Below are 21,554 nucleotides of genomic sequence, written 5' to 3'. Positions count from 1 at the left end.
TCGCCGCTAGGGCTCCGCGGGCATCGAATCTTCCGATCCAAACAGGGAGGACAACCCCATGACATCCGCCGAAGACCCGATGCGGGGGGCATCGAGTTTTGCGATCGTCGGCTACGCGGCGCGCTTTCCCGGTGCCGCGGACGCTGACGAATTCTGGCAGGTGCTGCGGGAGGGCCGGGATGCGATATCGGAGGTGCCCGAGGACCGGTGGGACGCAGATGAATTCTTCGACCCGGACCCCGACGCGCCCGGGAAGGTGGTGACCCGTCGGGCGGGTTTCGTCGACGACGTAACCGGTTTCGACGCGCCGTTTTTCGGCATGTCGGCGCGCGAGGTCAGGTTGATGGACCCGCAGCACCGGCTCCTGCTGGAGACGGCGTGGCGGGCGGTGGAGCATTCGGGCACCGCGCCAACGGCTTTGGCGAACACCAACACCGGTGTGTTCGTCGGTTTGGCCACCCATGACTACCTGGGGATGGCATCAGACGAGCTGACTTATCCCGAGATCGAGGCCTACATGGCCGTCGGGACGTCGAATGCCGCTGCTGCGGGCCGGATCAGTTATCGGTTGGGGCTGCAGGGCCCGTCGGTCGCCGTCGACACGGCGTGCAGCTCGTCGCTGGTGGCGATCCATCAGGCATGTCAGGCGCTGCGCCTGGGGGAATGTGACCTCGCGCTGGCCGGCGGAGCGAACGTGCTGCTCACCCCGGCGACCATGATCACTTTCTCCCATGCCCACATGCTCGCGCCCGACGGCCGGTGCAAGACGTTCGATGCGGCCGCGGACGGTTATGTGCGCGGCGAGGGCTGCGGCGTCATCGTCGTGAAGCGGCTCGAGGACGCGATCCGCGACGGCGACCGGATTCGGGCCGTGATCCGGGGCAGCGCCATCAACCAGGACGGCGCGTCGGGTGGTTTGACGGTGCCGAACGGTGTTGCCCAGCAACGGGTTATCGCCGAGGCGCTGAAGCGCGCCGGCGTCGCACCCGGCGACGTCGGATACCTTGAGGCACACGGGACCGGGACATCGCTGGGCGATCCGATCGAGGCCCAGGCGGCAGGGGAGGTGCTCGGCGCCGGGCGCGAGGCGAGCCGGCCGCTGCTGGTCGGCTCGGTGAAGACGAATATCGGGCACCTGGAAGCGGCGGCGGGGATCGCGGGCGTGATCAAGGTCATCCTGTCGCTCGAGCACGAGCTGCTGCCGCAGCACCTGCACTTCCGCAATCCGTCGCCGCACATCCCGTGGGACCGGCTTCCGGTGCAGGTCGTGCAGGAGGCCACCGCCTGGGAGCGCAACGGCCGGCCGCGCATCGCGGGGGTCAGCTCGTTCGGGTTCGCCGGGACCAACGCGCACGTCATCCTCGAAGAAGCTCCGGCGGCGCCCGATCAGGCAGGTCAGGTCGCCGAGGCGCCGGGTCCGGTCGAGGCGGCGGGGGACCGGCGGTTCCGCGTTCTTCCGCTGTCGGCGCGCACGCCCGCCGCGCTGGTGCAGATCGCCGATCAATACCGCAGCTGGTTGAGCGCCCACCCGGAGGCCACCCTGGCCGACGTGTGCCTTACCGCCGGGGTGGGGCGAGCCCACTTCGAGCATCGGGCCGCGTTGGTGGTCAATTCGAAGGAATCCGCCGGTGAGTTGCTCGGTGCCCTCGCGGACGACCGCCCGGCGCCCGGTCTGGTGCGCGGAACATCCGACGACACGCCGAAGACGGCGTGGCTGTTCACCGGTCAGGGCAGCCAGTACGCGGGCATGGCCCGGGAGTTGTTCGAGACCGAGCCGGTGTTCGCCGAGACGGTGAAGCGCTGTGCGGCAGTGCTCGCAGACGTCCTCGAAAAGCCCTTGCTGGACGTCATTTTCGGCGCGGACGGCCCGGATGACGAAGAGACGCTGCGGCAGACCTCCTACGCCCAGCCCGCCTTGTTCGCGGTGGAGATGGGGCTCGCACGGCTCTGGCAGTCGTGGGGCTTCGAACCCGACGTGGTGCTGGGCCACAGCGTCGGCCAGTATTCGGCGGCCTGCGTCGCGGGCGTGTTCAGCCTCGAGGACGGCGCGCTGCTGATGGCCGAGCGGGGCCGCCTGTTCGGCAGTCTGCCCGCGGGGGGCCGGATGGTCGCGGTCTTCGCCGCCGCCGAGCGCGTCGAGAGCCTCACCGACGAGTTCCCGAGCCTGTCGGTGGCCGCCTACAATGGCGCCAACACCGTGCTGTCGGGACCCCTGCAAGACCTGGAGCAGGCGGTGGCCGGGCTGGAAGCCGACGGTGTGCGGTGTGACTGGCTGGACACCAGCCACGCGTTCCACTCGGCGCTGCTGGAGCCGATCCTCGACGAGTTCGAGTCGTACGCGGACCGGTTCAATTTCGGCCCGCCACAGCGGATGTTGGTCTGCAACCGCATCGGCGCCGCGCTTGGCAGGACTGTGAAACTCGATGGCGCCTATTGGCGCCGCCACGCGCGCCAGCCGGTGGAATTCGCCAAGAGCGTGCGCACGCTTGCGGATCTGGGTTGCAAGGTGTTGCTGGAGGTCGGCCCGCAGCCGGTGCTCACCGCCGCGGCGCTGCGCGCATGGCCCGATCCGGCCACCGCGCCCCGGGCGATCGCGTCACTGCGCCGAAACACCGCGGACCATCGCCAGATCACCGAAGCCCTTGCCGACGCATACGTCTCGGGCCACCTGCCCCAATTCGGCGCCGTCGCAGGACCGGCGCGCAAGCTCGACCTGCCCACTTACCCGTTCCAGCATCGCCAGTACTGGTATCGCGACAATCGGGTCCGCCCCAACCAGCAACAGACCGAGGCCGCTCGTACCGAAGCCGTCAGGCTCCTCGAGGACGGCCGGATCGAGGAACTCGCCACGCTCCTCGACGGTGCGAGCGCCGACCAGCAGACCCGGAATGTGCTGACAAAGCTTGCCGCACAACACAACCAGCAGCGTAGAACCCAGTCGATCACCGACGCGCGCTACGAGATCCGGTGGGAGAAGTCTGCCGCCCCGGTCTCAGACGCGGGAGCCGGCGAGGGCCCTGCCTGGCTCCTCATCGGCGACGATGCCGATGCACTTCAGCCATTGGTCGACGCCCTGACCGCGCGCGGGCACCAGTATCGGATTCACGGGCTGCCGCTGTCCGACGCGGACGAGGAACAGCTCGAGATCGCGTTGCTCGCCGCGGCGGCGGACCAGCCGGCGCTACGTATATTGCACGTCGCGGCCGTCGACTCCGACGCCGCGACATCGATGCGATCGCTGTTGCGGATGCAACACCGGGTCCTGGGCGCAACACGCCGGCTTTTCCGCGCGGCGGTCGCCACCGAGCTGCGCAGGCCCATCTGGGTGGTGACCCGCGGCGCGCAACGAGTCACAGACTCCGACACCGTGTCACCGGATCAGAGTTGCCTGTGGGGATTCGGCCGCGCAGCATCGCTGGAGCATCCGCAGGTGTGGGGCGGGCTGGCGGATCTGGCCCGGGGCACCGCCTTACCGACGACGGCAGAATGGTCGCGATTGATCGACCGGGTGGCGTCGCCGCGCGGCTCGGCCGGCAGCGAAGACCAACTGGCCCTGCGTGATCAAGCGGTCTACGTGCCCCGGCTGGTGCGACGGGTCGGGCAGCCGATCGCAACGCCGCCCCCGCTGCGCGACGGCGCCACGTACCTGGTGACGGGTGGGCTGGGTTCGGTCGGACTGGAAATCGCCGGATACCTGGCCGCGCACGGCGCCCGGCACCTGGTGCTGACCGGCCGGCGCGCGCCCGGCGATGCCGCGCAGGCGCGCATCGATGCCCTCCGCGAACAGCACGGCTGCGAAGTGCGGGCGGTCGCGGCCGACGTCTCCGACGCGCACGACGTCGCGCGCCTGTTGGCCACCGTGCAGGACGAAATGCCGCCGCTGGCCGGCATCGTCCATGCCGCGGGCGAGATCGGTACCACCCCGCTGCTCAGCCTGGAAGACGCCGAGGTGGATCGGGTGTTCGCCGGGAAGGTCTGGGGCGCTTGGCATTTGAGCGAGGCGTCCGCCGACTTGCAGCTGGACTTCTTCCTGAGCACCTCCTCGATCGCCTCGGTCTGGGGCGGCTTCGGTCAGACCGCCTACGCGGCGGCCAACGCCTTCCTCGACGGGCTGGCCTGGCGGCTGCGCGAGCAGGGTGTTCCCGGGGTCAGCGTCAATTTCGGTCCGTGGTCGGCGGGCATGGCCGACGAACAGGCCCGCGCCCGACTGGATCAGCGCGGGGTTCGGACGTTGTCACCGACTGATGCGCTGGCGGGTATGTCCGATCTACTGGCGGCGTCGTCAGCCCAGGGCGTGGTGGCCCGCATCGGCTGGGACCGCTTCCTGCCGCTCTACCAGCAAGCGGGACGGCGAGCGTTCCTGACGGAGTTGGAGCGCGAGGTGCCCACCGAGGTGACGGGGGTGGCGCCGTCCGGGAAGACCCAGCTGGTCGAGCAGCTCACCAACGCCCCGGTGCAGCAGCGCAAGAAACTGCTCGCGGATTACCTGCGCGACGCGGTGGCGGAGGTGACGCGAGTCGACGCCGCGGAGATCCGCGAGGACGCCGGATTCTTCGATCTCGGCATGGATTCGCTGATGGCCGTCGAATTGCGGCGCCGCATCGAGCAAGCGGTGGGCAAGGAGGTGCCGGCCACCCTGGCGATGGACCACCCACGGCTGTCCGACGTGGTCGATTACCTGCTCGGCGACGTGCTCGGCCTCAGCGAGGCGTCGGTGGATCCCGGGCCGCAGCTGGCCGCGGTGACGACTCGGACCGATGAGCCGATCGCGATCGTCGCGGTGGCGTGCCACTTTCCTGGCGCGTCCGATCCTGAAGCTTTCTGGAAGGTGTTGTCCGGCGGTGTCGATGCGATCCGGGAAGTCCCGGAGGACCGCTTCGACATCGACGAGTACTACGACCCGGATCCCGACACCCCGGGCAAGATCTACAGCCGCTTCGGCGGATTCCTCGACCAGATCGATGGATTCGACCCGGAATTCTTCGGTATCTCCCCGCGCGAGGCCATCTGGATGGATCCGCAGCAGCGGCTGATGCTGGAAACCGCTTGGGAGGCCCTGGAAAGGGCCGGGTATTCCCCCGGGGCGTTGCGCGGCAGCCGCAGCGGCATCTTCGTGGGAGTGGGCGCCAACGAGTATTCGCATCTGCTCTCCGCCGACTCGGTCGAGAAGCTCGAGCCCCACTTCATCACCGGCAATGCGCTCAATGCCATCTCCGGTCGCGTCGCCTTCGCGCTCGGACTGGAGGGACCGGCGGTCGCGGTCGATACCGCGTGCAGCTCGTCGTTGGTGGCCGTCCACCAGGCCTGCCAGGCATTGCACTCCGGTGACTGCGATTTGGCGCTGGCAGGTGGGGTGAACGTCCTGCTGAGCCCGGTGTCCATCATCGCCGCGTCACGCGCCAGGATGCTTTCCCCCGTCGGGCGATGCAAGACCTTCGACGCCTCCGCCGACGGCTACGTGCGCAGTGAAGGCTGCGGGATCCTGGTGCTCAAGCGGCTCAGCGATGCGGTGCGCGACGGCGATCGGGTTTGCGCGGTCATCCCAAGCAGCGCGGTCAACCAAGACGGTGCCTCCAGCGGTCTGACGGTGCCCAATGGTGGCGCGCAGCAACGGCTCATCAGCGCGGCGCTGGCTCGCGCCGGTCTTGCCGGCGCAGATGTTGACTACCTCGAGGCACACGGGACGGGTACGCCGCTGGGTGATCCGATCGAGGTGCAGGCGGCCGGGGCCGTCTACGGTGCCGCCCGTGAGGCGGACCGGCCGTTGCTGATGGGATCGGTCAAGACCAACATCGGCCACCTCGAGTCGGCATCGGGGGTCGCCGGATTGATCAAGGTCGTGTTGTCGCTGCAGCACGAAACGTTGCCGCAGAGCCTGCACTTCGAGAAGCCGTCGCCGCATATCCCGTGGGATTCGCTGCCCGTGCGAGTCGTAGACAAGGCGACTCCCTGGCAGGCCAACGGGAAACCGCGACGCGCCGGCATCAGTTCCTTCGGATTCACCGGCACGAATGCGCACGTGCTGATCGAGGAGGCGCCGGCACAACCGGCGACCCCCGACGAATACTCCAACACGGTCTCACCCGACGTCGCCGTGGCATCGGAGTCGGACGCTCAAGAGGAGACGGTCGGCGTGCTGCCGCTGTCCGCGCGGTCGCCGCAGGCGCTGGTGGCGTTGGCGCAGCGATACGAGGAATGGTTGAACGCCCATCCCAAGGTCGACGTCGCCGATGTGTGCTTCACGGCCGGGGTCGGGCGTTCGCATTTCGAACACCGGGCCGCGCTGGTGGTGGATTCGGTTCAGGGCGCCCGGGAGGCGCTGGCCGAGCTGGCCGAGAACCGGATACGACCGGGAGTGGCACGCGGCGAGTGCACGGACCCGCCGACGACGGCGTGGTTGTTCACCGGGCAAGGCAGCCAGTACCCGGGGATGGCGCGCGAATTGTTCGCCGCTGAACCGGTTTTCGCGGACACCGTGACGCGCTGCGCCGAAGCGGTGGGTGGGATGATGCCGCGTCCGTTGCTCGAGGTGTTGTTCGCGACCGACAGGGAAACCGCGGAAACGGTGCGGCACACCTCTTTTGCGCAGCCCGCGCTTTTCGCCATCGAGATGGGCCTGGCCCGGTTGTGGCAGTCGTGGGGCATCGAGCCCGACGTCGTGCTGGGGCACAGCGTGGGCCAGTACGCGGCGGCGTGTGTCGCCGGGGTTTTCAGCCTCGAGGACGGGGCACGGCTCATGGCCGAGCGGGGCCGGCTGTTCGGCAGCCTGCCCGACGGCGGGCGAATGGCGGCCGTGTTCGCCGACGCCAAGTACGTCGAGGAGATCGCCAACGAGTTCCCCCGAGTGTCGGTCGCCGCCTACAACGGTCCCAACACGGTGCTGTCGGGTCCCGGCCCGGACCTCGAACAGATCGTCGCCAGGGGCGGCAACGACGGGATCCGGTGCAGCTGGCTGGAAACCAGCCACGCATTCCATTCCGAGCTGCTGGAGCCGGTGCTCGGCGAATTCGAGTCGTACGCGGCGCGGTTGCAGTTCGCCGTTCCCACGTTGCCGCTGGTGTGCAACCGCACCGGCGCCGTGCTCACGGCGGAAACCCCGCTGGACGCGCAATATTGGCGGCGGCATTCCCGCCAGCCGGTGCAGTTCGCCGAAAGCGTGCGCACCGTGGCGGCGCTGGGGTGCTCGGTATTGATGGAGATCGGCCCGCAACCGGTGCTCACCGGGGCCGCGGTGCAGGTCTGGCCGGAACATCTCGCCGCGCCGCGGGCGATCGTTTCGCTCCGCAAGGGCATCGCCGACCGGCGCCAGATCGCCGAAGCGCTGGCCGGGGCCTACGTCAGCGGCCACCGACCCAGGTTCGCTGCGATGCATCGTCAAGCTCGCCGCAGACTCGAACTGCCCACCTATCCGTTCCAGCGCCGAAGCTTCTGGCCCAAGACTGCCGGCAACAGCGGCATCGCCGGCATCGACGGACACGGCGCCGCGTCCGGAATCCTCGGTAGCGCAAAAGATCTCGCCTCCGGGGATTCCGTCTACACCAGCCGGCTGTCGGTCAAATCGCAGCCGTGGCTTTCCGACCACGTCATCTATGGCACCGTTGTCGTTCCGGGGGCGACGTATGCCGCGATGGCCCTGGCCGCCGTCGGGCCGCCGGCGCGGGTGCATGACGTCTTTTTCTACGAGCCGATCATCCTGCCCGACAAGGCTTCTCGCGAGGTGCAGCTGACTTTGCATCCGCTGGAGGACGGCTTCCGGGACGGGCTGGGCTGGAGCTTCCGGGTGCACAGCCGCCCGTACGGCGTGCGTGATGCCGAATGGTCGCTGAACGCCGACGGCACCGTCGTCACCGGATTCGAGGCCGAGCCGGCGCCCGATCCGGTGGACTCAGCGGATTCCATTGCCGCGGTGATCGAGCGGATGAACCGCATGCGTCCGCAGGAGTTGTTCGACACCTTCGCCGACATGGAGCTGGCATGGGGGCCCAACTGGTCCGGTTCCCTGAAGTCGCTGTGGCTCGGCGAGGGTGAGGCGATCGGCGATATCACCGTCGGCGACGAACTCGCCGAACATCTCGGAACCGAGCCGATGCATCCGGTGCTGCTCGACCTGTGCACCGGTGTCGCCTTCCCGGCGTTCCCTGCGCTTCTTGCCGCCGAACAAGGGGTGAACGATCTGTTCTTGCCGTTGCGGTACGGGCGGGTGGAGCTGCGGGAGAAGATGCCGCGGCGGTTCTACTGCCGCGCGAGGTGGCACGCCAGCGCCCTCGACAGCGAAACCCAGGTCTTCGATCTGGACTTCGTCGATCGAGATGGCCGCCGCCTGGGCGGGATTCGCGAGTTCACGGTCAAACGCGCGCCCCGTGAGGCATTGCTGCGCGGGCTCGGTGGCGATGCCACCCGGCTGCTGTACGCCCTCGGCTGGCATGAGGTGCCGGCCCCGCCGTCGAGTGACGGTGCGGGAAACCCGAGCGGCACATGGCTGATCGCCGGATTCGGCGAACTGGCGGCCGTCCTGCCGGGCTGCGTCTTTTTTGACCGGACGACGAATCCGGAGCCGTTGGGACAGCTATTGGCCCAGGCCCACGAGCGCGGTATGCCGTTCTCCGGCATCGTCTGGCGCGCCGCCGGGCCGGGAGCAGAGGAGTCGAGCGCGCAATCTGCCGCGCGGCTGGAGACCGAGATCGCCCACCTGCTCAGCGCCGTGCACACCGTGCAGGCGAACGATGCGGTGAAACTTCCCGGCGGGCTGTGGATCGTCACCGAACGAGCGGTGGCCACCGAGTCCGGCGAGCCGGTCGACCCGGCGCAGTCCGCGCTGTGGGGACTCGGGCGCACCATCGTCAACGAGGAGCCGGCCGTGCGCTGCAAGCTGGTCGATTACGACGGTTCAGAGCAGGCCGTCCACGCGCTGGCCGGCCTCCTCGGCGCACCGATTGATGAACCCGAACTCGCGCTGCGGCAGGGCAAGTTCCTGGCGTCCCGGTTGCTGCAATGGTCGCGCAGCGGTCATCTCGCGGTGCCGCGCGCAGCCGATTACGTGCTGGCGCCCACCGAACGCGGCGCGATCGACAACCTGCGTCTGACCGAGGCCGAAGTGGCGCCGCCGGACGAGAATTACGTGCAGGTCCGGGTGGAGGCCGCCGGCCTGAACTTCCGGGACGTGCTCAACGTGTTGGGCCTCTACCCGGGCGATCCGGGCGCGATCGGCGGCGACTTCGCCGGCATCGTCACCCAGTTGGGTAGCGGCGTCACCGGACTCGAGGTCGGCCAACGCGTCTACGGCTTCATGCAGGGCGCGTTCTCCAGCCGGTTCAATGTGCCCGCGCAGCTGCTGGCGCCGATTCCCGCTCGCGTGAGCGCGGTAGCGGCGGCGACCATCCCCGCTGCGGCATTGACGGCCCGGCTCGCGTTCGACTGGGCGCAGCTTAAGCCGGGTGATCGGGTTCTCATTCACGCCGCCAGCGGCGGTGTCGGGTTGGCCGCCATCCAGATGGCTCAGCAGCACGGCGCGATCGTCTTCGCCACCGCGAGCACCTACAAACGCGCGACACTGCGCAAGCTGGGTGTGGAATATGTCTACGACTCGCGCAGCACGGATTTCGCGGACCAAATCCTCGCCGATACCGACGGCGCGGGCGTCGACGTGGTGCTCAACAGCCTGACCAATGAGGGGTTTGTCGAAGCGACCGTACGGGCCACCGCCCGGAACGGCCGCTTCGCCGAGATCGCCAAGCGGGACATCTGGACCCCGGAGCAGATGGCAGCGGCCCGTCCCGATATCGCCTACGAGATCGTCGCGCTGGACGCGACCACTTTCCAGGAGCCCGAGCGCATTCGTGGCTTGTTGGGCGAGGTGTCGGACGGGCTGGGCAGGGGCGAATGGAAGCCACTACCCGTCGAGATCTACCCGCTGACGGAGGCGAAGACGGCGTTCCGCCGGATGCAGCAAGCGCGGCATATCGGGAAGATCGTGCTGCAGATGCCCAAGCCGCTGCAGCCGCGCGGCGATCGGAGCTATCTGATCACCGGTGGACTCGGCGCGATCGGTCTGCACGCGGCGGCCTACCTGGCCCAGCTCGGTGCCGGTGACATAGTGCTGGCCGGCCGGCGCGCGCCCGATGCCGACGCGCAGCGGGCGATCGACGACATCACCGAGCGCTATCGGTGCCGCATCCACACCTTCGCGGCCGATGTCGGTGACGAGTCGCAGGTCGCCGAACTGCTGGAGCGGATCCGCGCGGAGTTGCCGCCGCTCGCTGGAGTGGCGCATCTGGCGGGCGTGCTCGATGATGCGCTGCTGCCGCAGCAGAGCCTGGAGCGTTTCCGGACGACCTTGGCGCCCAAGGCATTCGGTGCCCGCCACTTGGACCGGTTGACGAAGGACGACCATCTCGACTTCTTCATCGTGTCCTCGTCGCTGTCCAGCCTGCTGGGCACACCGGGGCAGGCCAACTACTCGACCGCCAACGCGCTGCTCGACGGACTGGTGGCGGCACGACAGGCACAAGGCTTGCCGGCGACCGGCCTCAACTTCGGTCCCTGGGCCAAGGGCGGCATGGCTTCGTCCGAGGCCGCGCGCGCCAATATCGGTGCGCAAGGGCTCATTCCGCTGGAACCCGCGGCCGCCCTCGGCGCGCTCGCCGAGGTGGTCGCCAACGGGGCAGCGCAGGCAACCGTCATCAAGGCCAACTGGCAGCGCGCCGCGAAGGTGCTGGGCGGTTCTCGTCCACCGATTCTCGACCTCGTGCTGCCCAGCGCCGCCACGGAGGCAACGGGCGACAGCGAGATGCTGCGGCAACTGCAGGAGATACCGGTGGCCCAGCGCGCCAGTTTCATCACCGAATTCCTGCAGCGCGAAGTGCAGGGTTTCCTGCGGCTGGCACAACCTCCCGCCGCGACCAGTCGGTTCTTGGACCTGGGTACGGATTCGCTGATGGCGGTCGAACTCCGCAACCGGTTGCACAGCCAGTTCGGGGGGGCGTTCACGATCAACGCCACCGCGGTGTTCGACTATCCGACGATCGGGGGGCTGGCCGAATACCTCGCCGGTCAGCTGCCGGAGTCCAAATCGGAGCCGGGCGAGGCGGAGTCGGTCGCGGCGCCGGAGTCGGTCCCGGAATCGCAGGCGGAGCCCGAGCCAAGTTGACGCCCGGCGGGGGTCAGTCGCTGATATCGAATGCAGCGATGACCTTGGTCGGGCGCACCCGCACCACAAGCTCGCCGGGAACGGCGTTGCGGCGGCCGAATTCGTCGGCGCGGTTGGCGCCCATGTAGCGCCCACCGGTCCGCGTCGCGATGTCCAGCACGTCCTGCGCATCCTCGCCCACCGACGCCAGACCCTGCACCTGGACGAACGAATACGGCGGGTGAGGATCGTCGACGCACATCACGACACGCGAATCGCGTGCCAGCGCACGGCCTTTCGAGGTGTCCCGGCCGGTGGTGAACACCAGTTGGCCCCCGTCTTGATCCACGTCGACCACAAACCACACCGGCGCGACCAGCGGCCGGCCGTCGGCGGCGACGTACCCCAGCATCCCGGTGCGGGTGCCCGCGGAGAGGAATGAGACAACCCTCGCTGACAGCTTCGTGAGCTTCGCGGACTCGGCCATGCGCTAGAGGCGGGCCAGGTCGTAGTCGCCGAGGTGCTCGATCAGGTTATGCAGGTGGTCGCCGGAGGTGCCCAGGGTGTGCTCGATAGCGGTGAGCCGCGCGGCGTAGTGGCTGACCGGATATTCCGCGGTCACGCCGATTCCGCCGTGCAGCTGGATCGACTCCTGCGCGATGTGCCGTCCGGACCGGCCGATCTGCACCTTGGCGCGCGACGCGATCAGCGGGTCCAGGTTGCCGTCGGCGATCGACATCGCGGCGTAGAAGCTCATGCTGCGCGCGACTTCCAGCGACACGTACATGTCGGCGGCCCGCTGGGTGAGCGCCTGGAATTTGTTGAGCGTGACGCCGAATTGCTTGCGCGTCTTGAGGTAATCGGTGGTCAGGCGCAGCGCTTCCTCCATCGCCCCGACGGCTTCGGCGCACAACGCCGACTGGGTGCGGATGATGGCGTCGCGGATTGCAGGTGAGGCGTCTGGAACTTCGGACGCTTCGCCAAGGGGTTCCGCGGCCGCGCCGTCCAGATCGACCTGGGCGCCGCGCTGACCGTCGAACGTGGGGTAGGGGTGCCTGTTCACGGCGTCCGCCTCGACCAGGAACAGGCCGGTGCCGCCGTCCGGCAACGCGGCGCTGACCACCAGCGCGTCGGCGCAGTCACCGGCCAGCACCGGGTTCTTGCGTCCGGTCAGCGTCCATGAATCACCTTGCCGCACAGCCCGAGTCGTCACCGCAGCAGTGGGCGTGCGGTGGCCCGGTTCCAGGTGGGCGAAGGCCAGCAGCCGTTGCCCGGCCGCGACCTCGTCGAGCTGTTGTCTCTGGGCGTCGCTGCCCAGTTCGGCGATCAGCGCGCCCGGTGCGAGCGCCCCGTGCAGGATCGGTTCGGGGGCCAGCCGGCGCCCGACCTCGGTGAGCACCACCATGATCTCGATCTGGCCCGCCTCGTCCGGCTCGAACCCGAGGCCCAGGATCCCGGTGTCGGCGAGCTGACTCCAGACGTCACGGCTCCAGCCGAGATCGGTGCCGATGACCTTGTTGCGGCTCTCCGGGTCGTAGGTGCGCGACAGCAGGTCGCGGATGGTGTCGCGCAGCAGGGCCTGCTCGTCGCTCAACTGAAAGTCCATTGCTGCCTCACAATCCGAGAATGGTGGACGCGATGATGTTGCGCTGCACCTCGCTGCTGCCGCCGTAGATCGTCGTCTTGCGGTAGTTGAGGTAGTGCGGCGCACTGTGTTGCGCCCAGTGTGGTGACGTGATGTCGGCTCCGTTCACCGGCAGCGCGTCGGGACCGGCCACCTCGACGAGCAGCTCGGTGGCGATCTGCTGCAGTTGGCTGCCGCGCAGCTTGAGCACCGACGACGCCGGGTTGGGCTGCCCGTCCGCGGAGCCCGAGACCACCCGCGACTGCGTGAGCTCCAGCGCCAGCACCTCGTTCTCGGCCTCGGCTAGTCGCGCCGCGAACAGGGGATCGCCGAGCAGTCCCGTTTCGGCGGCGTGCTTTTTCACCTCGGCGAGGCGCACCTTGGTGCGTCCCACGCCGGCGATGCCCGTGCGTTCGTTGCCCAGCAGGAACTTCGCGTATGTCCAGCCCTGATTCTCTTGTCCGACAAGCTGATTGGCGGGCACCCGGACGTCGGAGAAGAACAATTCGTTGATCTCCTGGCCGCCGTCGATCGTCTTGATGGGCCGCAGTGTGATGCCCGGAGTCTTCATGTCGAAGAGCAGAAACGAGATGCCGGCCTGGCGCTTGGGGGCCTGCGGGTCGGTGCGCACCAGGCAGAAGATCCAGTCCGCGTACTGGCCGAGCGTCGTCCAGGTCTTTTGTCCGTTGACGATGTAGCTGTCGCCGTCCCGGACCGCGGTGGTGCGCAGCGACGCCAGGTCGGAGCCGGCCTCGGGCTCGGAGAATCCCTGGCACCACCAGATGTCGAGGCTGGCCGTCGGCGGCAGGAAGCGTTGTTTGATCTCTTCGGAACCGAATTCGGCGATCACCGGGCCGACCATCTTGGTATTGAAGTTCAGCGGCTCGGGCACGCACGCCAGTTGCATTTCGTCGGCCCAGATCTGGTGCTGGGTGGGCGTCCAGTCCTTGCCGCCCCATTCGACCGGCCAGTTGGGCACGGCGAGCCCGTGCTCGTGCAGGATCTTGTGGCTGGTGACGATGTCCTCGCGGCGCACCGACGCCGAACCCGCGCGCACCCGCTCGCGCAGCTCCTCGGGGATCTCGGTGGTGTAGAACGTGCGAAGCTCGTCGCGGAACGCGGCTTCCTCGGGCGTGAGCGCCAGTTGCATGGCAGCCTCCTTTGGTTGAGGTGAACGTCGCGACCGTTCCATCTTGACCCATCGGATTCGGTGCCCGTGCACAGCCTCGGATTAGTCCACACGCCGGCCCCGCGCCGCGGCCGCGCGGGACCGTCGTGGCGGTCGGCGCGCCTACCGTCGGGCCATGAGAACAGAACTGCCCGCCGAGCGGCTACAGCGCAGGCTCGGCGCAGACCCGGAGACCGATTCACAGGCCCTGGCCGCGGACGAATCGGGGCCGGACCACGGCACCCCGGACGACGACCAGAATTCCCTGCTGCCGCGGTGGCTTCCGGAGGCAGCCGAGAGCCGCGGTTGGCTGGCGAAGATGCGCGCCGACCCCGGCCGCGCCGGTGCGATCGCGTTGGCGATCGTGGCCGCGCTGGCCGTGCTGGTCACGGTGTTCACCCTGATGCGTGAGCGGCCCCCGCCGGTGATGTCGGCCAAGCTGCCACCGGTGGACAAGGCCGTCACGGCAAGCCCCAGATCCTCGGCGAGCCCGGGTGCCGGCCCGCCGGCCGGGCCCGAGCGACCGGTGGTGGTCAGCGTGGTCGGCCTGGTGCACACCCCCGGACTGGTCACGCTGGCGCCCGGCGCACGCATCGCCGATGCGCTGCAGGCCGCCGGCGGCGCGGTGAACGGCGCCGACACCATCGGATTGAACATGGCCCGCCCGGTCGCCGACGGCGAGCAGATCGTGGTCGGGCTCGCTCCCGCGCCGGGGCAGCCGACGGCGCTCGGCAGTTCGGTGGCCTCGGGTACGCCGCCGGTGTCCGGGGCAGCGGGACCGGCCTCGGGGACGGTGAAGCCGAAGGCGGGTGAGGTGCTCGACCTCAACACGGCGACCGTCGAGCAGCTCGACGGGCTGCCCGGGGTGGGACCGGTCACCGCCGCCGCGATCGTGGCGTGGCGGCAGTCGAACGGCAAGTTCACCAGCGTGGACCAGCTCGCCGATGTCGATGGCATCGGTCCGGCGCGGCTGGAGAAACTTCGCCCGCTCGTCCGTGTCTGACACCGGTGCGCCAGCCGGGCCGCGGCGAACCGCGCTCTGTGGACGCGCTGTGCACGCGCACGTCGATGTGCGGCTGGTGGCGCCCGCGCTCACCGCCTGGGTGGTCACCGCCGCCGGGATCTGGTGGCCGGTCGGTCGGGTATCGGCGTCCTGCTGCCTGGTGCTGGTCGCGTTGGGGGCGCTGGCCTGCTACGGCGTGCGCACGTCCGACCGGACGCCGCGGCTTCCGGCGGTCGGCGCGGGCCTGGTGGCGGTCGGCGTGGTGGGCGCCGGGTTTGGGCTGGCGATCGGGCTGCGCGCCGACGCGGTAGGTCGCCACCCGATCACCGCCGCGTTCGGCACGGCCGCCCCCGTGACGGTCACCCCCACCGAGACCGCGCTGTCGCTCGGCGCGGGAAATCAGGGCCGGCTGATGTTTCGTGCCACCCTGCAACGCCTCCGCGACGACGAGGTGTCCGGCCGGGTGGTCGTCTTCGCCCGGGCATCGGACTTCGGCGACCTGATGGTGGGTCAGCCGGTGCGGTTCACCGCCCGCATCAACCGTCCGGGCCGCCGTGACCTGACGGTGGCGGTGCTCACCGCGTCCGGCCGGCCGACCATGGGAACCGCCGGTGCGGTGCAGCGGGCCGCTCACGCCGTGCGCCGCCGGTTCGCGGCCGCAGCCCGCGACGCCTTGCCCGCGGACCAGGCCGCGATGCTGCCGGCGCTGGTCCTCGGCGACACCGCGGCGGTCACCGGCGAGACCAGCCGCGAGTTTCGGGCGGCGGGCATGACGCACCTGACGGCGGTATCGGGGGCCAACGTCACGATCGTGTGCGCGGCGGTGCTGTTCTCGGCCCGGTTGATCGGACCCCGCGCGGCCGTCGTGCTCGCCGCCGTCGCCCTGGTGGCGTTCGTCATCGTCGTGCAGCCGACGGCGAGCGTCTTGCGGGCGGCGGTGATGGGCGCGATCGCGTTGACCGGGATGCTGTCTTCCCGTCGGCGGCAAGCGATTCCGGCGCTGGCGGCCACGGTGCTGATATTGCTGGCGCTCGCTCCGCAGCTGGCCGTCGACGTGGGTTTTGCGCTGTCGGTGCTGGCGACGGCCGCGCTGATCGTCATCGCGCCCGCCTGGTCGCGGCGCCTGGTCGGCAGGGGCTGGCCCAAGCCGCTGGCGGATGCGGTTGCCGTCGCGTGCGCCGCGCACGTGGTGACCGCCCCGCTGGTGGCCGGGATCTCGGGCCGGGTCAGCCTGGTGGCCGCGGCGGCCAACCTCGCGGTGGCACCCGTGATAGCGCCGATCACCGTGCTGGGCAGCGCGGCGGCCGTGGGCTGCCTGCTGTGGCCGCCCGGTGCGCAGCTATTGATCCGTTTCACCGGACCCGAACTGTGGTGGGTGTTGCACGTGGCGCAGTGGTCGGCCGATGTGCCCGCGGCGACGGTGCCCGTTCCGGCCTGTGCGCCCGGCGTGGTGGTGGTCGGGGCGGGCACGGCGTTGGTGTTCGCGGTGGCCGTGCGGCTGTGGCGACGGCGCTGGTTTCGCGGGGCGCTCGGGCTCGCCGGATCGGCGGTCGGGATGTGCTGGCTGGCCTGGTCTCTGTCCCGCCTCGTGGCGATCGCGAGCGCGGCGTAGCCGGGCGCGGCGGGTCGCCACCCTTCGGTCTCGTCGGTCCCGCGTGACACCATCGTGGGGTGAGCGAGGATGCGCACCACCTGCACCTGGTCCTGGGTGACGAGGAGCTGCTGGTCGAACGGGCGGTGGCCGGCGTGCTGCGGTCGGCGCGCAAACGCGCCGGCACCTCTGAGAACCCAGACGTTCCGGTGAGCCGGATGCGGGCCGGCGACGTCGGCACCTACGAACTCGCCGAACTGCTGAGCCCGTCGCTGTTCGCCGACGAGCGCATCGTCGTGCTGGAGGCGGCCGCCGAAGCGGGCAAGGACGCGGCCGCGGTGATCACCGCGGCCGCCGCCGACGTCCCGACCGGCACGGTGCTGGTGGTGGTGCACTCGGGCGGCGGACGGGCCAAGGCGCTGGCCGGCGAGCTGCAGTCGCTGGGCGCCCAGGTCCATCCGTGCGCGCGGATCACCAAGCTCAGCGAGCGCGTCGACTTCATCCGCAAGGAGTTCCGTGCGCTGCGGGTCAAGGTCGACGAGGAGACGGTGACCGCCCTGCTGGACGCCGTCGGCTCCGACGTGCGCGAGCTGGCCGCGGCGTGTTCACAGCTGGTCGCCGACACCGCCGGTGACGTCGATGCCGCCGCGGTGCGCCGCTACCACAGCGGCAAAGCGGAGGTGAAGGGCTTCGACATCGCCGATAAGGCGGTGACCGGTGACGTCGCGGGGGCCACCGAGGCGCTGCGGTGGGCGATGCTGCGCGGCGAACCGCTGGTGGTGCTGGCCGACGCGCTGGCCGAGGCCGTGCACAGCATCGGCCGGGTGGGGCCGCTGTCCGGCGACCCGTATCGCCTGGCGGCGCAGCTGGGGATGCCGCCGTGGCGCGTGCAGAAGGCGCAGAAACAGGCCCGGCGCTGGTCGCGCGACACGGTCGCGACCGCGATGAAGGTGGTGGCGGCGCTCAACGCCAACGTCAAGGGTGCCGTCGCCGACGCCGACTATGCACTGGAATCCGCGGTCCGGCAGGTTGCCGAGTTGGTGGCCGACAGGGGCCGCTGAGGAGCCCGGAGCCGCCGCGCTGGTTGGTGGGGGCTCAGATCTTGTTGAGCGCCCGCGCCAGCGCCGACTTCTTGTTGGCCGCCTGGTTCTTGTGGATCACGCCCTTGCTGGCCGCCTTGTCCAGCTTGCGGTTGGTCGACACCAGCAGCTCGGCGGCCTTCTCCTTGTCGCCGGAGTGGGCGGCCTCGCGGAAGGCACGCACGGCCGTGCGCAGCGAGGACTTCGCCGACTTGTTGCGCAGCCGGGCGCGCTCGTTCGTCTTGATGCGCTTCTGCTGCGACTTGATGTTGGCCACGCGTAATTTCCTTCTTCGAATCGGTATTTGCGGTGTTTGTCCGGGGTTCGCCCCACTCCCGATCGCGACTGCCCAGGTTAGCAGTCGGTTACGTTTTCTCCCAAAAGTGAGACCGTGGCCAGCCACAAAGTCAATGTGAGGCAGCATCTACCAAGTGAGTCTTCCGAGCCAGCTTGAAGAAACCAGGCGGGGACCGCGCGGCGCTACAGGGCGTCCGGACGCGCGCGCCGAGCGCATCTTCGGCGGATACAACCAATCCGACGCCTACTCGATGGCCTTCGATGAGATGTTCGACGCCCAGGGCACCGTGCGCGGTCCGTACAAGGGCATCTATGCCGAGCTCGCCCCCTCCGACGCCTCCGAGCTGAAGGCCCGCGCCGAGGCGCTGGGACGCGCGTTCATCGACCAGGGCATCACGTTTTCGCTGTCGGGCCAGGAGCGGCCGTTCCCGCTCGACCTGGTGCCGCGGGTGATCTCGGCCGCCGAGTGGAGCCGATTGGAGCGCGGCATCACCCAGCGCGTCAAGGCCCTCGAGCAGTATCTCGACGACATCTATGGCGATCAGGAAATTCTGAACGACGACATCATCCCGCGCCGGCTGATCACCTCCTGCGAGCATTTTCACCGTCAGGCCTTCGGCATCGTCCCGCCTAATGGCGTCCGGATCCACGTGGCCGGCATCGACCTGATCCGCGACGAAAAAGGCAACTTCCGCGTCCTGGAGGACAACCTGCGCTCACCCTCGGGCGTGTCGTACGTCGTGGAGAACCGGCGCACGATGGCGCGGGTCTTCCCCAACCTGTTCGCCACCCACCGGGTCCGCGCCGTGGACGACTACTCGTCGCACCTGCTCCGCGCGCTGCGCAACTCCGCGGCCACCAACGAGGCCGATCCCACCGTCGTCGTGCTGACGCCGGGCGTGGCGAACTCGGCCTACTTCGAGCATTCGCTGCTGGCCCGGCAGATGGGCGTCGAGCTCGTCGAGGGCCGCGACCTGTTCTGTCGCGACAACCAGGTGTACATGCGCACCACCGAGGGCGAGCGCCAGGTCGACGTCATCTACCGGCGCATCGACGACGCCTTCCTCGACCCGCTGCAGTTCCGCGCCGACTCCGTGCTGGGCGTGGCCGGCCTGGTCAACGCCGCCCGCGCCGGCAACGTCGTCATCTCCAGCGCGATCGGCAACGGCGTGGGCGACGACAAGCTCGTCTACACCTACGTGCCGACCATGATCGAGTACTACCTGGGCGAGAAACCGCTGCTGGCCAACGTCGAGACCTACCGGTGCTGGCTGGACGACGAGCGCGAAGAGGTCCTGGACCGGATCGACGAGCTGGTGCTCAAGCCGGTGGAGGGATCCGGCGGCTACGGCATCGTGTTCGGCCCGGAGGCCTCCGATAAAGAGCTGGCCACCGTCGCCAAGAAGATCCGCGACGATCCGCGCAGCTGGATCGCGCAGCCGATGATGGAACTGTCGACCGTGCCGACGCAGGTCGATAGCACGCTGGCACCCCGCTACGTCGACCTGCGGCCGTTCGCGGTCAACGACGGCAACGACGTGTGGGTCCTGCCCGGCGGATTGACCCGGGTGGCCCTGGTCGAGGGCTCGCGGGTGGTCAACTCCAGCCAGGGCGGCGGGTCGAAGGACACCTGGGTGCTGGCGCCGCGCGCCGCGTCGGGACCGCGGGAGCTGGGCGCCGCGGAGGTCGTGCGATCGCTGCCGAAGTCCATTCCCGACCCGGCGCTCGACGGTGCGCCGCGGTTGTCCCAGCAGCAGCCGCAGCCGACGCAGGTCCCGGACGAGCAACCCCAGCAGCAACAACAGCAGAGGATGCGCTGATGCTGGCCCGCAACGCCGAGGCGCTCTACTGGATCGGCCGCTACGTCGAGCGCGCCGACGACACCGCGCGGATCCTGAACGTGGCGCTGCACCAACTGCTCGAGGACTCCAGCGTCGACCCGGACCAGGCGTCCCGGCTGCTGCTGCGGGTGCTGGGCATCGACCCCCCGGACCACGACCTGGATGTCTGGTCGCTGACCGACCTGGTGGCCTTCAGCACCAACGTTTCGGGCGGCTGTTCGATCGTCGACGCCATCACGGCGGCGCGGGAGAACGCGAAGTCGGCCCGGGAGGTGACCTCCATCGAGATCTGGGAATGCCTCAACACCACCTACCACGCCCTGGCCGAACGCGAGCGCGCCGCCAAACGTCTTGGGCCACATGAATTCCTGTCGTTCATCGAGGGCCGCGCGGCCATGTTCGCCGGCCTGGCCGATTCGACGCTGTCGCGTGACGACGGATACCGCTTCATGCTGCTGGGCCGCGCGATCGAGCGGGTCGACATGACCGTGCGGCTGCTGCTGTCGCGGGTCGGCGACAGCGCGTCGTCGCCCGCGTGGGTGACGCTGTTGCGCTCGGCGGGCGCGCACGACACCTACCTACGCACTTACCGAGGGGTGCTGGACGCCGGCCGAGTGGTCGAATTCATGTTGTTGGACCGCCTGTTTCCGCGTTCGGTGTTCTACTCGCTGCGGCTGGCCGAACACAATCTCGAAGAGCTGCTGCACAACCCGCAGAGCCGGATCGGGTCAACCGCCGAGGCGCAGCGGTTGCTCGGGCAGGCGCGCAGCGAACTGGAATTCGTGCAGCCCGGTGTGTTGCTCGAGTCGTTGGAGAGCCGGTTGGCCAGCTTGCAACGGACCTGTAGCGACGTCGGAGAAGCGTTGTCGCTGCAATACTTTCACGTCACTCCCTGGGTGGCGTGGTCGGACGCGGGCCACCGCGCCCGGCTGGTCAGCAGGCAGGGCGAACCCTGATGTGGCGGTTGCGCGTGGTGCACACCACCGGCTACGCCTACCAATCGCCGGTGACCGCCTCCTACAACGAAGCCCGGCTGACCCCGCGCTCGGACACCAGACAAAACGTCATCCTCAACAGGGTCGAGACCATTCCCGCGACGCGGTCCTACCGCTACATCGACTATTGGGGCACCGCCGTCACGGCGTTCGACCTGCACGCGCCGCACACCGATCTCACGGTGACGTCCTCCTCGGTCGTCGAGACAGAGCGGGGGGAGCCGGCGGTGGCGGAGGTCGGCTGGGGTGACCTGCAATCGGCGGCCGTGATCGATCGTTTTGACGAGTTGCTGCGCCCCACGTGGCACACGCCGACGAGCAAGCGCGTCGCGGCAGTGGCCAAGAAGATGGCCAAGTCCTACGATCCCGCCGAGGCCGTCGTCGCGGCGGGCAAATGGGTGCGCGACCAACTGGACTACCTGCCCGGGACCACCGGCGTGCACTCGTCCGGACTGGACGCCCTGAAGGAGGGCAAGGGCGTCTGCCAGGACTTCGTGCACCTGTCGCTGATGGTGTTGCGCGGCATGGGAATTCCCGGGCGTTACGTGTCCGGCTATCTGCACCCGAAACGCAACGCCGTCGTCGGGGAGACCGTGGACGGGCGCAGCCACGCCTGGATCCAGGCCTGGACCGGCGGCTGGTGGAGCTTCGACCCCACCAACGACACCGAGATCACCGAGCAGTACGTCAGCGTGGGCGCCGGGCGCGACTACACCGACGTCTCCCCGCTCAAAGGGATCTACTCGGGTTCGGGGGCAACCGATCTCGACGTGATCGTGGAAATCACCCGGCTGGCGTAGCCGTTCGAAGCGTGCGGTACCCGGGGTGGAC

Annotated in this window: 11 protein-coding genes; 7 read left to right on the top strand and 4 right to left on the bottom strand. The window is 69.3% G+C overall.

Features of this window, described 5'->3' with window-relative positions:
- Positions 1-58 precede the first annotated feature (58 nt).
- Positions 59-11,146: a type I polyketide synthase gene (locus VMD50_RS07385; protein ID WP_325426332.1), complete on the top strand. Its 11,088-nt coding sequence runs from the start codon at positions 59-61 to the stop codon at positions 11,144-11,146.
- 13 nt (positions 11,147-11,159) lie between these two features.
- Here the strand turns inward: VMD50_RS07385 and VMD50_RS07380 are convergent, their stop codons facing one another.
- The 3 genes from VMD50_RS07380 to VMD50_RS07370 are packed head-to-tail and all read right to left on the bottom strand — an operon-like array spanning position 11,160 to position 13,899.
- Entirely contained in the window at positions 11,160-11,612 is a 453-nt protein-coding gene (locus tag VMD50_RS07380; RefSeq protein WP_325426330.1) for a PPOX class F420-dependent oxidoreductase, read from the bottom strand.
- Positions 11,613-11,615: 3 nt separating this feature from the next.
- Positions 11,616-12,731, bottom strand: a complete 1,116-nt coding sequence (locus VMD50_RS07375) for an acyl-CoA dehydrogenase family protein (RefSeq protein WP_325426328.1) — start codon at positions 12,729-12,731, stop codon at positions 11,616-11,618.
- A gap of 7 nt (positions 12,732-12,738) precedes the next feature.
- Entirely contained in the window at positions 12,739-13,899 is a 1,161-nt protein-coding gene (locus tag VMD50_RS07370; RefSeq protein WP_325426326.1) for an acyl-CoA dehydrogenase family protein, read from the bottom strand.
- A gap of 154 nt (positions 13,900-14,053) precedes the next feature.
- On the opposite strand from VMD50_RS07370, the gene VMD50_RS07365 reads away from it, so the two are divergent.
- From VMD50_RS07365 to holA, 3 genes are all read left to right on the top strand, one after another.
- Entirely contained in the window at positions 14,054-14,920 is an 867-nt protein-coding gene (locus tag VMD50_RS07365) for a ComEA family DNA-binding protein (protein WP_325426324.1), read from the top strand.
- Between the two features lie 67 nt (positions 14,921-14,987).
- Complete coding sequence (locus VMD50_RS07360) at positions 14,988-16,532, top strand: ComEC/Rec2 family competence protein (RefSeq protein WP_325426363.1); 1,545 nt, start codon at positions 14,988-14,990, stop codon at positions 16,530-16,532.
- 59 nt (positions 16,533-16,591) lie between these two features.
- Positions 16,592-17,572, top strand: coding sequence for a DNA polymerase III subunit delta (gene holA, locus VMD50_RS07355; protein WP_325426321.1), 981 nt, complete (start codon positions 16,592-16,594; stop codon positions 17,570-17,572).
- 34 nt (positions 17,573-17,606) lie between these two features.
- On the opposite strand, the gene rpsT is transcribed toward holA, so the two are convergent.
- A complete protein-coding gene (gene rpsT / locus VMD50_RS07350; RefSeq protein ID WP_325426319.1) occupies positions 17,607-17,867 on the bottom strand; it encodes a 30S ribosomal protein S20 in 261 nt (86 codons plus the stop codon).
- 145 nt (positions 17,868-18,012) lie between these two features.
- On the opposite strand from rpsT, the gene VMD50_RS07345 reads away from it, so the two are divergent.
- Genes VMD50_RS07345 through VMD50_RS07335 form a run of 3 tightly spaced genes read left to right on the top strand, consistent with a single transcriptional unit; the run spans position 18,013 to position 21,523 of the window.
- Positions 18,013-19,707, top strand: coding sequence for a circularly permuted type 2 ATP-grasp protein (locus tag VMD50_RS07345; RefSeq protein ID WP_325426361.1), 1,695 nt, complete (start codon positions 18,013-18,015; stop codon positions 19,705-19,707).
- A complete protein-coding gene (locus VMD50_RS07340) occupies positions 19,707-20,684 on the top strand; it encodes an alpha-E domain-containing protein (protein WP_325426317.1) in 978 nt (325 codons plus the stop codon). The genes VMD50_RS07345 and VMD50_RS07340 overlap by 1 nt, the downstream gene beginning before the upstream one ends.
- Entirely contained in the window at positions 20,684-21,523 is an 840-nt protein-coding gene (locus VMD50_RS07335; protein WP_325426315.1) for a transglutaminase family protein, read from the top strand. The genes VMD50_RS07340 and VMD50_RS07335 overlap by 1 nt, the downstream gene beginning before the upstream one ends.
- The last annotated feature ends 31 nt before the right edge of the window (positions 21,524-21,554 follow it).

Origin of the sequence: Mycobacterium sp., assembly GCF_035506235.1 — a bacterium.
GTDB lineage: Bacteria > Actinomycetota > Actinomycetes > Mycobacteriales > Mycobacteriaceae > Mycobacterium.
This window is presented reverse-complemented; position numbering and strand designations above follow the sequence as displayed.

Coding starts and splice junctions, on each gene's coding strand:
- VMD50_RS07385 (WP_325426332.1), top strand. CDS start 59: ATGACATCCGCCGAAGACCCGATGCGGGGGGCATCGAGTTTTGCGATC.
- VMD50_RS07380 (WP_325426330.1), bottom strand. CDS start 11,612: ATGGCCGAGTCCGCGAAGCTCACGAAGCTGTCAGCGAGGGTTGTCTCA.
- VMD50_RS07375 (WP_325426328.1), bottom strand. CDS start 12,731: ATGGACTTTCAGTTGAGCGACGAGCAGGCCCTGCTGCGCGACACCATC.
- VMD50_RS07370 (WP_325426326.1), bottom strand. CDS start 13,899: ATGCAACTGGCGCTCACGCCCGAGGAAGCCGCGTTCCGCGACGAGCTT.
- VMD50_RS07365 (WP_325426324.1), top strand. CDS start 14,054: ATGAGAACAGAACTGCCCGCCGAGCGGCTACAGCGCAGGCTCGGCGCA.
- VMD50_RS07340 (WP_325426317.1), top strand. CDS start 19,707: ATGCTGGCCCGCAACGCCGAGGCGCTCTACTGGATCGGCCGCTACGTC.
- VMD50_RS07335 (WP_325426315.1), top strand. CDS start 20,684: ATGTGGCGGTTGCGCGTGGTGCACACCACCGGCTACGCCTACCAATCG.